This is a genomic window from Stenotrophomonas aracearum (assembly GCF_031834615.1).
Classification (GTDB): domain Bacteria; phylum Pseudomonadota; class Gammaproteobacteria; order Xanthomonadales; family Xanthomonadaceae; genus Stenotrophomonas; species Stenotrophomonas aracearum.
Window position 1 is genome coordinate 3,598,296 of sequence record NZ_CP115543.1, and the last position, 13,047, is coordinate 3,611,342.

The following is a 13,047-nucleotide window of genomic DNA, read 5'->3' on the forward strand; positions in this document are numbered from 1 at the left end:
GTTCCGAGTTTACAAAGAAAAACGGCGAGGTTTCCCCCGCCGTTCTCGTTCAACGCAGTGCCCGGCGGTTACTTGCCGGCGCTTGCCTTGTCCAGCATGTCCTGCACCGATGCGGTGGTGATCGGGTGGTAGCTGGGCTTGGCCTTTTCGAATGCCGCCTTGGCGAAGGCCAGGCCTTCCGGGGTCTTCACCAGTTCGGCGTAGATCGGCAGGATCAGCTTGCGACGGCCCACGCGCTCGATGAACGCACCGGCCGCCTCATTGGCTTCGGCATAGCCGCTGCGGATCGCCAGCGGGTACCAGCGCATGGCGATCTCGCCATTGGCGGTGCCGGTGAAGTGGTAGGCACGGTCCAGCGCGGCCAGCTTCTCCACCGGCAGGGTCTTGCCCAGGCCGTCGATGAAGTGGACCCATTCCTGGGTACCCCATTCGCTGGTGATCTGCGCATTCGGCAGCTTGTCGCTGCCCTGCCAGGCGATGCGTGCGGTGTCGACGATGGAGAAGTTGCGCGAACGTGCCTTGGTGGCGAACGCCGGAATGCCCGGCTCGTCCAGCCACGCCTTCAGCTCGGCATCGGTGACCGCGCCGGGCTTCTTGGACAGCAGGTTCTTCTTCAGGTACTCGACGAACTGGTCGGTGTTGGCGCTCTGGAAGGCATGGTCATCGAACCAGCCCCGCAGGAACGGGTCGAACACTTCGCGGCCGAAACGCTGCTCCAGGAACTGCAGGAACCACGAGCCCTTGACGTAGGCCACGTTGCTCAGCGCTTCGTCCGGGTCGCGCTCGGTCAGCGGCGGCAGGGCCAGCGCCTGGTCGGCCGGGCTCATGTCCTTCACTTCGGCCAGCAGGTCGTTCTGGTCGATCTCGCGCTCCATCTCGGCCATTTCCTGGCCATACAGCGCTTCGGTGATGCGACCCTGGACGTAGGTGGTGAAGCCTTCGTTGAGCCAGATGTCCTTCCAGCTCGAGTTGGTCACCAGGTTGCCCGACCAGCTGTGCGCCAGCTCATGGGCCACCAGCGAGACCAGCGACTTGTCGCCCACGATCACGGTCGGGGTGGCGAAGGTCAGGCGCGGGTTTTCCATGCCGCCGAACGGGAACGACGGCGGCAGCACCAGCATGTCGTAGCGGCCCCAGCGGTATTCGCCGTACAGCTTCTCGGCCGCACCGATCATCTTCTCGGTGTCTTCGAATTCCTTGGCTGCCTTGCCGACCATGGTCGGTTCGGCCCAGACGCCCGAGCGACCGGAGATCGGCTCGAATACCAGGTCGCCGGCGGCGATCGCCAGCAGGTAGGACGGGATCGGCTGCGGCATCTTGAAGGTGTAATCACCGTCACGCGCGGCCTTGGGATCGTTGTCGGCGCTCATCAGCACCATCACGTCCGGGCGCGAGGTCACGTGCGCGCTGTAGGTGAAGCGCACGCTCGGCGTGTCCTGCAGCGGCACCCACGAACGCGCGTGGATGGCCTGGGACTGGCTGAACATGAAGGGCAGCTGCTTGCCCTCGGTCATCGACGGCTCCAGCCACTGCAGGCCCGAGGCGGTCGGCGCGGTGTGGTAGGTCACCAGCACCTTGCCCGGCTGTTCCGGGGCTTCGATGGTCAGCTTGCTGCCGAACACCTTGTCGGCCGGTGCCAGCACGAACTGCAGCGGCGCGGTCTTGCCATCGGCGCCGACGGCTTCGACCTTCTCGATGGTCAGCTCGCGGGTGTCCAGCACCAGCTGTTTGGCGGCCTTGTCCTTCCAGTCCAGCGTGTAGGTGGCGGTGCCACCAATTTGCTTGGCGTCGAAGTCCAGCTTCAGGTCCAGCGCCAGGTCCTGGATGACGACCTTGTCCGGCTCGGCGTAGGAACTTTCATCGTGGCTGCGGTTGGCGGCTTTCACGGCGTTGGCAGCGCTCGGCTGGGCGGCGGGGGCCGCGGTCGGGGCGGCGGGCTCTTTGGAGCAGCCGGCGGCAAGCGCGACGGCCAGGGGAATCAGCAGGAACGGAGATCGCATTGAATCAGGACCGATCAGGGGTGAAACCGCCAGTTTACCCCCTCCCGGATCCTGAATACGGCCTCAGATCTTGTACCCGGAATGGATCGACACGATCCCGCCGGTCAGGTTCTTGTAATGGCAGCGCGCGAACCCGGCCTCGCCCATCATGGTCTTCAGCGCTTCCTGCGGCGGATGCTTGCGGATGCTCTCGGCCAGGTACTGGTAGCTGTCTGCGTCGCGCGCGAACAGCTGGCCCAGCTTCGGCAGGATCTTGAACGAGTGGAAGTCGTAGATCGGCTTGAACCAGTCCGCGGTGACCTCGGAGAACTCCAGCACGCGCGCCTGCCCGCCCACCTTCAGCACGCGGTACATCTCGCGCAGCGCCGCGTCCTTGTCGGTGACGTTGCGCAGGCCGAAGGCAATCGTGACCAGGTCGAAGCTGGCGTCCGGGAACGGCAGCGCCTCGGCGTTGCACTGCACGAAATCCAGCCCGGCGACCAGCCCACGGTTGGTCAGGCGGTCGCGGCCCACGGTCAGCATGCCGGCGTTGATGTCGCCGACCACCACCTCGCCCTCGTCGCCCACGCGCTCCTTGAGCAGCACCGCGATGTCGCCGGTACCGCCGGCCAGGTCGAGCACGCTGTCGCCCGGCTTCACCTGCGCGGTGGCCACGTAGTAGCGCTTCCACGCCCGGTGGATGCCCAGGCTCATCAGGTCGTTCATCAGGTCGTAATTGCGCGCGACCGAGGTGAACACTTCGCCCACCAGCTTCTGCTTGTCCGAGGCGGCTACGTCACGGAAGCCGAAATGGGTGGTGCCAGTCTTGTAGGGGGATTCGCTCATGCCGCCGATTATCGCACCGCCGGCCGGCCTGCGGCACCTTATGATGCCCCCTTCACTTCAACGGACTGCCCATGATCAGCACCCCCGACTACGCTGCCCTGCTCGAAACCGCCATTGCCGAAGCCCGCCAGGGCCTGGCCGAGGGCGGCATCCCGATCGGCGCGGCGCTGTACCACAACGACGGGCGCCTGCTCGGCTGCGGCCACAACCGCCGCGTCCAGGAAGGCGACCCGTCCGTGCATGGTGAGACCGACGCCTTCCGCAAGGCCGGCCGCCAGCGCCGCTACCAGGACACCATCATGGTCACTACGCTGGCGCCGTGCTGGTACTGCAGCGGGCTGGTCCGCCAGTTCAACATCGGCACCGTGGTGGTGGGCGAGTCGGTCACCTTCCAGGGCGGCATCGACTGGCTGCGCGAAGCCGGCGTGCAGGTGATCGACATGCAGAACCAGGAATGCATCGACCTGCTCGGCGGGTTCATCTCGGCCCACCCCGAGGTCTGGAACGAAGACATCGGCGAGTAACCGGCACCGCGCATCGTGCGCCGCGGCGCACGATGCAGGTCGTTGGCGACACCCTTGGCGAGGGTTGGCGTGCCGCGGTCATGAATACTTCAGCTGCGCAGGCGCGATCCGCACGCCCGCTGCACATCGCCGTGACACCCCATGCACTGCGCGTTACGCATCATCAGGGTGCCTTCTCTCCCTGTGAATCGCGCAACCATGTCCTCCGTGCCGCTGTCCATTCCAGACGTGATCAACGTCGAGGCCGAAATCGCCTATTGGCGCAAGCAACATGCGGACGGCAACATGAAGTTGCCCTCGTTCGGGCATTACGTTCCGTGGATCAAGTTCGCCTGCGATTCGCTGATCTCGCACCCGCGCGCCGGCGACCGGGAACGCGACGAAGCCTTCCAGGCGCACTTCGCCTACCAGATCATGCCGCGGCTGACCGAGGCCGAAGCGCGCGAGTTCGTCGAACAGGTCTGGGAAAACGTGTACCTGCGCAGCCAGCACGACCAGAACGCCCGTCCGCGCCTCAGCGCCGGCGCCTGAGCGGGTACTGCACGGCGCCTACACGCCGCGCCGCTCCATCATGGCGCAACGCAGCTTCGATCCGGTGCCCATGAAACTTCGCAGCGTCTTCAACCTGGTCGCCAAGAAGGCGTCCTATGCGGCGGGGACGCCGTGGACCTTCCTGGGTGCAGTGACCATCGTGGTGATCTGGGCCCTGAGCGGGCCCGTATTCAAGTTCAACGACACCTGGCAGCTGGTGATCAATACCGGCACCACCATCATCACCTTCCTGATGGTGTTCCTGATCCAGCACAGCCAGAACGCGGACACCGCAGCGATCCAGATCAAGCTGGATGAGCTGATCAGGGTGACGGCCGAGGCCAACAACGAGCTGCTGGACCTCGAAGAAATGGACGAGGAGCGGTTGGAGGAAATCCGCCGCACCTATGAAGAGATGGCGCGAAAGGCCAACCAGACCTTGCAGAAGCGGCGCGAGGGCGGTTGAAGTCAGCGCGCGGCTACATCCCCGCGCTCGTACCAACCGCCCCCCAGCACCTTGTACAACGCGACCTGGTTGGACAGCTGGTTCAACTGCGTACTGACCAGCGACTGGCGTGCGCTATACGCGGTGCGCCGCGCATCCAGCAGGGTCAGGAAGCTGTCCAGTCCCGCGTCATAGCGCGCCTGCGACAACTGCCGTGCCTGCTCGGCGGCTGCCACCAGCGCCTGCTGTGAGCTCAGCTGCGCGTCCAGGCTGTCATTCAGCGCCAGCGCGTCCGCCGCTTCGCGGAAGCCGGACTGGATCGCCTTCTCATACTGGGCCAGGGCGATGTCCCGGTTGGCGTTGGCCACGCCGAGCCCCGCGCGCAGCTTGCCGCCCTGGAAGATCGGCAGGTTGAGCGTCGGCATGAAGCTCCAGACGCGGGTGCCCGAATCGAACAGGCCCGACAGTTCCGACGACGCCGAACCGACACTGCCGGTCAGGCTGATCGAGGGGAAGAACGCTGCGCGCGCCGCACCGATGTTGGCGTTGGCCGCCAGCAGGGTGTGCTCGGCGGCCATCACGTCCGGCCGGCGCAGCAACACCTCGCCCGGCACGCCGCCCGGAATCGCGCGCACGGCGGCGACCTCGGTGGATTCGCCGTCCGGCAGCAGTGCGGCGTCGACGGGTCCACCGGCCAACAGCACCAGTGCGTTGCGGTCCTGGGCGACCTGGCCCTGGAAGCGGGCCACGTCGGTGCGCGCGGTTTCCACCAAGGTGCGGGTCTGGCTGAGTTCCAGCGCCGACACGCTGCCCAGCTGGTGGCGCGCTTCGCTCAGGCGCAGGGAATCCTCATAGGTCGCCAGTGTCGCCTCGGCAATCTTCAGCTGTTCGCTGTCCGCGCCCAGGGTCAGCCAGGCGTTGGCCACTTCGGCCACCAGCGCAAGCTGCGCGTTGCGGCGGTTGGCCGCTTCGGAGAAGTACTGCTGCAGGGCTGCCTGGCTCAGGTTGCGCACGCGTCCGAACAGGTCCAGTTCGAACTCGACCACACCCAGGTTGGCGCTGAACTGCTCGGTGACCGGCGCATCGCCGCCGGTGCGGGTCATCTGCCCCTGCACGCCCACGGCCGGCACGCGGTCGGCGCGCTGGATGCGGTACTGCGCACGCGCCTTGTCCACGTTGAGCACGGCCACGCGCAGGTCGCGGTTGTTGTCCAGCGACTGCGCGATCAGCGACTGCAGGCGCGGGTCGACGAAGAAGTCGCGCCAGCCGATGTCGGCCACCTCGCCCGCCACCGCGGTGGCGGTAGTCGCCGGCCACTGCGCCGGGATCGCCGGCGCGACCTCGGTGCTGCGCGGTTCAAGGGTGGCGCAGCCGGAGAGCGACAGGACGGCGGCGATGGACAGGATCAAAGATGTATTTTTCATGATGCTTTCCGGGAATCGGTGCGCCGGTTGAAGAGCTTCTGCACCACTACGAAGAACAACGGAATGAAGAACAGGCCCAGCACCGTGCCGACGATCATGCCGCCGAGTACGCCGGTGCCGATCGCACGCTGCGCGCCGGAACCGGCACCGGAGGCGATCGCCAGCGGCAGCACGCCCAGGCCGAACGCCAGCGAGGTCATGATGATCGGACGCAGGCGGTCGCGGACCGCATGCATCGTGGCTTCCAGCACACCCGCGCCCTTCTCGAGGTTCTCCTTGGCGAACTCCACGATCAGGATCGCGTTCTTGCTGGTCAGGCCCACCGTGGTCAGCATCGCCACCTGGAAGTAGATGTCGCGTTCCATGCCACGCATGCTGTTGGCCAGCACCGCACCGAGGATGCCCAGCGGCGCCACCAGCAGCACCGAGGTCGGCACGCTCCAGCTTTCATACAGGGCGGCCAGGCACAGGAACACGATCAGCAGCGACAGCGTGTACAGCAGCGGCGTCTGCGAACCGGCCTGGCGTTCCTGGTAGGACAGCGCGGTCCATTCGATCTCGAAGCCCGGCGGCAGGTCCTTGGCGATCCGTTCGATCTCGGCCATGGCATCGCCCGAGGCGACACCGGGGGCCGGTTCGCCCTGGATCTCCATCGCCGACACGCCGTTGTAGCGTTCCAGACGCGGCGAACCGTAATCCCAGCGCTTGGTTGCGAAGGCACTGAACGGCACCATTTCACCGGCCGTGTTCTTCACCGACCACAGGTTGAAGTCGTCCGGGTTCATGCGGAACTCTGCGTCGGACTGCACGTATACGCGCTTGACCCGGCCACGGTCGATGAAGTCATCGATGTAGCTGCTGCCCCACGCCGCGGCCAGGGTGCTGTTGACCGAACTGATCGACAGGCCCAGTGCGTTGGCCTTCTCCACGTCCACGTCGATGCGCAGCTGCGGCGTGTCTTCCTGGCCGTTCGGTCGCACGTTGGCCAGCAGCTTGCTCTGCCCTGCCCCGCCCAGCAGCTGGTTGCGCGCGTTGAGCAACGCTTCATGGCCCTGGCCGCTGTTGTCCTTCAGGAAGAAGGTGTAGCCCGAGCCGATGCCCAGTTCCGGCATCGCCGGCGGCGGGAAGGCAAAGATGAAGGCGTCCTTGATTCCACCCAGCGCACCCATCGCGCGCCCGGTGATGGGACCGACGCCCTGGTCGGCATCGCGCTCCTTCCAGTCCTTGAGCTTGATGAAGGACATGCCCGCGTTCTGGCCCATGCCGGCGAAGCTGAAGCCCTGCACCGAGAACACCGATTCGACCGCCTCGGTTTCGTTCTTCAGGAAGTGGTCTTCCAGCTTGTACATCGCCTCCAGGGTACGTTCCTGGGTAGCACCGACCGGGGTCTGCACCAGCGCCATCAGGATGCCCTGGTCTTCATTGGGCAGGAACGAACTGGGCAGGCGCGCGAACAGCAGGCCCATCACCACCACCAGGGCGGCGAACACGGCCATGAAGCGCCACGGCCGCGCCAGGATGCCCTTGACCCCGCGCTGGTAGCTTTCGCTGGAGCGGTCGAAGCCGCGGTTGAAGGCGTTGAAGAAACGACCCGACCAGCCCTTGTGCGCGACGTGGTGCTCGCCCTTCTTCAGCGGCTTGAGCATGGTGGCGCACAGCGCCGGGGTCAGCACGATGGCGACCAGCACCGACAACGCCATTGCAGACACAATGGTGGCCGAGAACTGCCGGTAGATCACGCCGGTGGAGCCGCTCATGAAGGCCATCGGCACGAACACCGCCGACAGCACCAGGCCGATGCCCACCAGCGCGCCGGTGATCTGGCCCATCGACTTGCGGGTCGCTTCCAGTGGCGACAGCCCCTCTTCGGACATGATGCGTTCGACGTTCTCCACCACCACGATGGCGTCGTCGACCAGCAGGCCAATCGCCAGCACCATCGCGAACATGGTCAGCATGTTGATCGAGAAGCCCAGCGCGGCCAGGATGCCGAAGGTGCCCAGCAGCACCACCGGCACCGCGATGGTGGGAATCAGGGTGGCGCGGAAGTTCTGCAGGAACAGGTACATCACCACGAACACCAGGATGATCGCTTCGATCAGGGTCTTGATCACGCCCTTGATCGAGACCTGCACGAACGGGGTGGTGTCGTACGGCACCACCGATTCCAGCCCGGCCGGGAAGTTGGCCTTCAGGTCGTCCAGCGCGGCGCGCACGCCGTTGGCGGTATCCAGCGCGTTTGCGCCGGTGGCCAGGGTGATGGCGATACCGGTGGACGGCTTGCCGTTGTAGCGGGTGACGAAGTCGTAGCTTTCCGCGCCCAGCTCGACGCGGGCGACATCGCCCAGGCGCAGCTCGCTGCCGTCGGTGCCGCCGCGGACCAGGATGTTGCGGAACTGTTCCGGGGTCTGCAGGCGGTCCTGCGCGTTGATGGTGGCGTTGAGCTGCTGGCCCTTGACCGACGGCGCACCGCCGAGCTGGCCGATGGCGACCTGCGCGTTCTGCGCGGTGATCGCGGCGGTCACCTCATCCACCGACAGCTTGTAGGTGTGCAGCTTGTTGGGATCCAGCCAGATGCGCATGGCGTACTTGCCACCGAACACCTGGATGTTGCCGACGCCCGGCACGCGGCTGAGCGGGTCGACGACATTGGAGCCGACGTAGTCGGAGATGTCGTTGGCGTCCATGCTGCCGTCGTTGGAGACGAAGCCGATCACCTGCAGGAAGCCGCTGCTGGACTTGGCGACGTTGATGCCCTGGCGCTGCACTTCCTGCGGCAGCAGCGGCATGGCCAGCTGCAGCTTGTTCTGCACCTGGACCTGGGCGATGTCCGGGTCGGTGCCGCTTTCGAACGTCAGGGTGATGGTGGCCTGGCCGTTGGCCGAGCTGTTGGACGAGAAGTAGATCAGGCCATCGATGCCCTTCATGTTCTGCTCGATGATCTGGGTCACCGAGTCTTCGACCACCTTGGCCGAGGCGCCCGGGTAGGTGGCGCTGATCTCGACGGCGGGCGGCGCCACTTCCGGGTACATCGACACCGGCAGCTTGAGCACCGCCAGTGCACCGGCGAGCATGATGATGATCGCAATCACCCACGCGAAGATGGGGCGATCAATGAAATAACGAGCCATGGGGTGCGTTCCTTACTGCTTGTCGGCTGCGGCGGCCGGCGCTGCCGGTGCAGCGGGCGCGGCGCCCATCTCGGTGGCCTGCACGGGCATGCCCGGCTGGATCTTCTGCAGGCCTTCGACGATGACCTTGTCGCCGGCCTTCAGGCCGTCTTCGACCAGCCACGTGCTGCCCAGCGCGCGGCTGACCTTGACCGGGCGCACTTCGACCTTGTTGTCCTTGCCGACCACCATGGCGCTGGTGTCGCCCTTGGCGTCGCGGGCGATGCCCTGCATCGGCACCAGCAGGGCGCTTTCGCGCACGCCGCTGCCGACCTGGGCGCGCACGTACATGCCGGGCATCAGCACCTGGTCGGGGTTGGCGACCTTGACCCGCAGCGCGTAGCTGCCGGTGGTGGGGTCGACGCTGACTTCGGAGAATTCCAGGCTGCCCTTGTGCTCGAAGGGGGTGCCGTCGTCGAGCAGGATGGTCACCGGCAGGCTCTGGTTGTCCTGCAGGCGGCCGCTGGCCAGTTCGCGGCGCAGCTGCAGCAGTTCGCTGGCGGACTGGGTCAGGTCGACGTAGATCGGGTCGAGCTGCTGCACGGTGGCCAGGGCCTCGGCCTGGCCGGCGCTGACCAGCGCGCCCTGGGTGACCGAGGACTTGCCGATGCGGCCGCTGATCGGGGCGGTGATGCGGGCAAAGCCGAGGGTGACATTGGCGGCGTCGAGCGCGGCCTTGGCGGCACCGACGTCGGCTTCGGCCTGCTTCTGCGCGGCGACGGCGTTTTCGAGATCCTGCTGGCTGACCGCGTCGACCTTGGCCAGTTCCGTGATGCGCTTGGCGCTCAGGCGTGCGGCATTGGCGGTGGCTTCGGCGCGCGCGAGCTGGGCACGGGCACTGTTGGCCTGCGCGCGGTAGCTGGCGTCGTCGACCTGGTACAGCGGCTGGCCGGCGGTGACCAGGCCGCCTTCGGTAAACAGGCGCTTGGCGACGATACCACTGACCTGCGGGCGTACTTCGGCGACCAGGAAGGCGTTGGTGCGGCCGGGCAGTTCGCGGGTCAGGCCGACCTGTTCGGCCTTGAGGGTGGCGACGGTAACCTGGCCGGGACCGCCCTGCTGGCCTTCCTGCTCACCGCCGCCGCAGGCGGACAGGGTCAGGGCGATCGCCAGGGACAGGGCGAGGAAGCGATACGGGGTTGGAGACATGGTGGGGGCTCGCGGCAAACAGAAAGAGGGCTGGGAAAACCGCTCTCGTAGCTACGCGCGGTCCTCACCGAGGATCAGTGGGGCGTAAATATACATACATGCATGTTTGTTTGTAAACGGGTACAATTCAGGCCGGTTTCATCCAGCACGTGCACAGAGCGCAATGGCCAGAAAAACCAAAGAAGCGGCCCAGGCGACGCGCGAGGGGATCCTCGACGCGGCCCAGGTCTGTTTCCACGAATTCGGGGTGGCCGGGACCAGCCTGGCGATGATCGGCGAGCGCGCGGGCTATACCCGGGGCGCGGTGTACTGGCACTTCAAGAACAAGTCGGAGGTGCTCACGGCGATGATCGACCGCGAGCGCATCCCGTTCATCGAGCGCCTGCGGCGTACGGCGTCATCCAAGCGCACGACGCCGGTGCGCGACCTGCGTTCGGCGCTGCTGGTGTCGTTCCAGGAGATTTCCGAGGACGAGCGCCTGCGCAACATGCTGGAGATCATGCTGCGCAATGACCTGTCGGTGGAAAGCCAGGCGATGCAGGAGATGCAGCGCGAGATGTCGCGCGAGGAGCTGGCGATCATCGGCGCGGCAATGCAGCGCGCGCGCGAACTGGGCCAGTTGCGCGAGGGCGTGGACGTGGAGACGGTGGCGCGCATCATCAGCACGAGCCTGACCGGGGTGCTGTACAGCGCGATGCTGGAGCCGGAGCTGTTCGAGCTGCAGCGTGATGGCAGGCAGACGCTGGACGCGATCTTTGGTGCGTTCGTGGTGCCCGGGGTGTTCGAACCGGGCTCGCCGCCCGAGGCGTTGCCGACGGACGACGAGGCGTAGAGCAAAACCAGCGCTTTTGTTGATCCTGGCAGGGGCGGCCGTCGGGCAGCCCCGCTCCGAGACACGCCGTGAACCCGTCCATGGGGGCTGCTAGAAAACATCCATGTTTTCTAGCGTCTCTCCGGGGGCTACCCGCCGGCCACCCCGATAGATTGTCGTGGGGCGGATGGAGCAGGCACGCGCCGGTTACAGGATGTAACGGCTCAGGTCCGGGTCCTTCACCAGCTCACCCAGGTGCTTGTCCACGTAGGCCTTGTCGATGGCGATGGTTTCGCCGTCGCGGTCCGGGGCTTCGTAGCTGAGCGAGTCCAGCAGGCGCTCGAGCACGGTGTGCAGGCGGCGGGCGCCGATGTTTTCCTGGCGTTCGTTGACCTGGAAGGCGATCTCGGCCAGGCGGTCGACGGCGTCTGCGGTGAAGGTGACGGCCACGCCTTCGGTCTGCAGCAGGGCTTCGTACTGCTTGGTCAGCGCGGCCTTGGGCTCGGTCAGGATGCGTACGAAGTCGTCCTTGCTCAGCGCGCCCAGTTCCACGCGGATCGGGAAACGGCCCTGCAGTTCGGGGATCAGGTCGCTGGGCTTGGCCAGGTGGAACGCGCCGGACGCAATGAACAGGATGTGGTCGGTCTTGATCGTGCCGTACTTGGTCGAGACGTTGGAACCTTCCACCAGTGGCAGCAGGTCGCGCTGCACGCCTTCGCGCGAGACGTCGCCACCGCCGACGTTGTCGCCGCGCTTGGCGACCTTGTCGATCTCGTCGATGAACACGATGCCGTGCTGTTCGCAGGCTTCGATCGCGGCGGTGCGGATGTCGTCTTCGTTGACCAGCTTGCCGGCTTCTTCCTCCACCAGCAGCGGGCGCGCGGCCTTGATGGTCAGGGTACGCTTCTGCGCCTTGGCGCCGCCGCCCAGGTTGGCGAACATCGACTTCAGCTGCTGGCCCATTTCTTCCATGCCCGGCGGGGTCATGATGTCCAGGCTGACGTTGGCCGAGATGTCGAGTTCGATCTCGCGCTCGTCCAGCTCGCCGTTGCGCAGCATGCGGCGGAACTTGATGCGGGTTTCATTGTCCTGCGCGGAAGGTTCGTTGCGCGCGGCTTCGGGATCGAAACCGATGCCGCCGGCACGGCGCGGCAGCAGCGCGTCCAGGATGCGGTCTTCGGCGCGTTCTTCGGCCTGGGTGCGCACGCGCACCTTGGCCTGTTCGCGGTAGAGCTTGACGGCGGTGTCGGCCAGGTCGCGGATGATCTGTTCGACGTCCTTGCCGACGTAACCCACTTCGGTGAAACGGGTGGCTTCGACCTTGACGAACGGGGCATTGGCCAGGGTGGCCAGGCGACGCGCGATCTCGGTCTTGCCGACGCCGGTCGGGCCGATCATCAGGATGTTCTTGGGCATGACTTCATTGCGCAGCTCCGGCACCAGCTGCATGCGGCGCCAGCGGTTGCGCAGCGCGATGGCCACCGCGCGCTTGGCATCGTGCTGGCCGACGATATGCCGGTCCAGTTCCTGCACGATCTCGCGCGGGGTCATGGTGGCGGAGGACACTTCGATCTTGTGGGGCATGTTCAGAGCTCCTCGACCACGACGTTGCGGTTGGTGTAGATGCAGATGTCGCCGGCGATGTTGATCGCTTCGCTGGCAATGGTGCGTGCGTCCAGTTCGGTGTGCGCCATCAAGGCGCGTGCGGCGGACAGCGCATACGAGCCGCCGGAACCGATCGCGATGATGCCGTCTTCCGGCTCGATCACGTCGCCAGTGCCGCTGATGATCAGCGAGGTTTCCTTGTCGGCCACGGCCAGCAGCGCTTCGAGCTTGCCGAGGCGGCGCTCGGTGCGCCAATCCTTGGCCAGCTCCACGGCAGCGCGGGTCAGCTGGCCATGCTTTTCGAGCTTGGCTTCGAACAGTTCGAACAGGGTGAAGGCGTCAGCCGCTGCGCCGGCGAAACCGGCCAGCACCTGGCCGTCACGTCCCAGCCGACGCACCTTGCGCGCGTTGCCCTTCATCACGATGTGGCCCAGCGTGACCTGGCCGTCGCCGGCGATCGCCACGTGCTCGCCGCGACGCACGCAGACGATGGTGGTGGCATGAAATACGGTGGGGTTCTGACTGGGATCCATGGTGCCTCCGGTAGCTGTTCGAGGGACATG

Annotated in this window: 11 protein-coding genes; 4 read left to right on the forward strand and 7 right to left on the reverse strand. The window is 66.1% G+C overall.

The window, feature by feature from the left end:
* Positions 1-68 precede the first annotated feature (68 nt).
* Together PDM28_RS16205 and ubiE are read right to left on the reverse strand one after the other, a co-directional pair.
* Positions 69-2,000 (reverse strand): M1 family metallopeptidase, encoded by a 1,932-nt coding sequence (locus tag PDM28_RS16205; protein WP_311182841.1) that lies wholly within the window; start codon positions 1,998-2,000, stop codon positions 69-71.
* 63 nt (positions 2,001-2,063) lie between these two features.
* On the reverse strand, positions 2,064-2,825 hold the full coding sequence (ubiE, locus tag PDM28_RS16210; protein WP_311182842.1) for a bifunctional demethylmenaquinone methyltransferase/2-methoxy-6-polyprenyl-1,4-benzoquinol methylase UbiE: 762 nt from the start codon (positions 2,823-2,825) through the stop codon (positions 2,064-2,066).
* A gap of 71 nt (positions 2,826-2,896) precedes the next feature.
* On the opposite strand from ubiE, the gene PDM28_RS16215 reads away from it, so the two are divergent.
* From PDM28_RS16215 to PDM28_RS16225, 3 genes are all read left to right on the forward strand, one after another.
* Positions 2,897-3,349, forward strand: a complete 453-nt coding sequence (locus PDM28_RS16215; protein ID WP_070209147.1) for a nucleoside deaminase — start codon at positions 2,897-2,899, stop codon at positions 3,347-3,349.
* A 198-nt stretch (positions 3,350-3,547) separates the two neighbouring features.
* Complete coding sequence (locus PDM28_RS16220) at positions 3,548-3,880, forward strand: hypothetical protein (protein WP_102947256.1); 333 nt, start codon at positions 3,548-3,550, stop codon at positions 3,878-3,880.
* 70 nt (positions 3,881-3,950) lie between these two features.
* Positions 3,951-4,346 carry a low affinity iron permease family protein gene (locus PDM28_RS16225; RefSeq protein WP_311182843.1) on the forward strand — a complete coding sequence of 132 codons (396 nt, stop codon included), beginning with the start codon at positions 3,951-3,953 and terminating at the stop codon, positions 4,344-4,346.
* A gap of 2 nt (positions 4,347-4,348) precedes the next feature.
* Here the strand turns inward: PDM28_RS16225 and PDM28_RS16230 are convergent, their stop codons facing one another.
* From PDM28_RS16230 to smeD, 3 genes are read right to left on the reverse strand one after another with little or no spacing between them, the layout of a single operon-like run.
* The gene (locus PDM28_RS16230) at positions 4,349-5,749 is read right to left on the reverse strand and encodes an efflux transporter outer membrane subunit (protein WP_311182844.1); all 1,401 of its coding nucleotides are present in this window, start codon (positions 5,747-5,749) and stop codon (positions 4,349-4,351) included.
* Positions 5,746-8,880 carry a multidrug efflux RND transporter permease subunit SmeE gene (gene smeE / locus PDM28_RS16235; protein WP_311182845.1) on the reverse strand — a complete coding sequence of 1,045 codons (3,135 nt, stop codon included), beginning with the start codon at positions 8,878-8,880 and terminating at the stop codon, positions 5,746-5,748. The genes PDM28_RS16230 and smeE overlap by 4 nt, the downstream gene beginning before the upstream one ends.
* A 12-nt stretch (positions 8,881-8,892) precedes the next feature.
* The gene (smeD, locus tag PDM28_RS16240) at positions 8,893-10,068 is read right to left on the reverse strand and encodes a multidrug efflux RND transporter periplasmic adaptor subunit SmeD (protein ID WP_311182846.1); all 1,176 of its coding nucleotides are present in this window, start codon (positions 10,066-10,068) and stop codon (positions 8,893-8,895) included.
* A gap of 163 nt (positions 10,069-10,231) precedes the next feature.
* Here smeD and PDM28_RS16245 point away from each other — a divergent pair, with 163 nt between their 5' ends.
* Positions 10,232-10,900 carry a TetR family transcriptional regulator gene (locus PDM28_RS16245; protein WP_311182847.1) on the forward strand — a complete coding sequence of 223 codons (669 nt, stop codon included), beginning with the start codon at positions 10,232-10,234 and terminating at the stop codon, positions 10,898-10,900.
* Positions 10,901-11,086: 186 nt separating this feature from the next.
* On the opposite strand, the gene hslU is transcribed toward PDM28_RS16245, so the two are convergent.
* Positions 11,087-12,463, reverse strand: a complete 1,377-nt coding sequence (gene hslU, locus PDM28_RS16250; protein WP_070209154.1) for an ATP-dependent protease ATPase subunit HslU — start codon at positions 12,461-12,463, stop codon at positions 11,087-11,089.
* A 2-nt stretch (positions 12,464-12,465) separates the two neighbouring features.
* Complete coding sequence (hslV, locus tag PDM28_RS16255; protein ID WP_311182848.1) at positions 12,466-13,017, reverse strand: ATP-dependent protease subunit HslV; 552 nt, start codon at positions 13,015-13,017, stop codon at positions 12,466-12,468.
* Positions 13,018-13,047: the final 30 nt, after the last annotated feature.

What these genes read in the sequence shown, in the direction of transcription:
- hslU (WP_070209154.1), bottom strand. Translation starts at nt 12,463, where the DNA reads ATGCCCCACAAGATCGAAGTGTCCTCCGCCACCATGACCCCGCGCGAG.
- PDM28_RS16220 (WP_102947256.1), top strand. Translation starts at nt 3,548, where the DNA reads ATGTCCTCCGTGCCGCTGTCCATTCCAGACGTGATCAACGTCGAGGCC.
- PDM28_RS16225 (WP_311182843.1), top strand. Translation starts at nt 3,951, where the DNA reads ATGAAACTTCGCAGCGTCTTCAACCTGGTCGCCAAGAAGGCGTCCTAT.
- PDM28_RS16230 (WP_311182844.1), bottom strand. Translation starts at nt 5,749, where the DNA reads ATGAAAAATACATCTTTGATCCTGTCCATCGCCGCCGTCCTGTCGCTC.
- hslV (WP_311182848.1), bottom strand. Translation starts at nt 13,017, where the DNA reads ATGGATCCCAGTCAGAACCCCACCGTATTTCATGCCACCACCATCGTC.
- PDM28_RS16215 (WP_070209147.1), top strand. Translation starts at nt 2,897, where the DNA reads ATGATCAGCACCCCCGACTACGCTGCCCTGCTCGAAACCGCCATTGCC.
- ubiE (WP_311182842.1), bottom strand. Translation starts at nt 2,825, where the DNA reads ATGAGCGAATCCCCCTACAAGACTGGCACCACCCATTTCGGCTTCCGT.
- PDM28_RS16205 (WP_311182841.1), bottom strand. Translation starts at nt 2,000, where the DNA reads ATGCGATCTCCGTTCCTGCTGATTCCCCTGGCCGTCGCGCTTGCCGCC.
- PDM28_RS16245 (WP_311182847.1), top strand. Translation starts at nt 10,232, where the DNA reads ATGGCCAGAAAAACCAAAGAAGCGGCCCAGGCGACGCGCGAGGGGATC.
- smeE (WP_311182845.1), bottom strand. Translation starts at nt 8,880, where the DNA reads ATGGCTCGTTATTTCATTGATCGCCCCATCTTCGCGTGGGTGATTGCG.
- smeD (WP_311182846.1), bottom strand. Translation starts at nt 10,068, where the DNA reads ATGTCTCCAACCCCGTATCGCTTCCTCGCCCTGTCCCTGGCGATCGCC.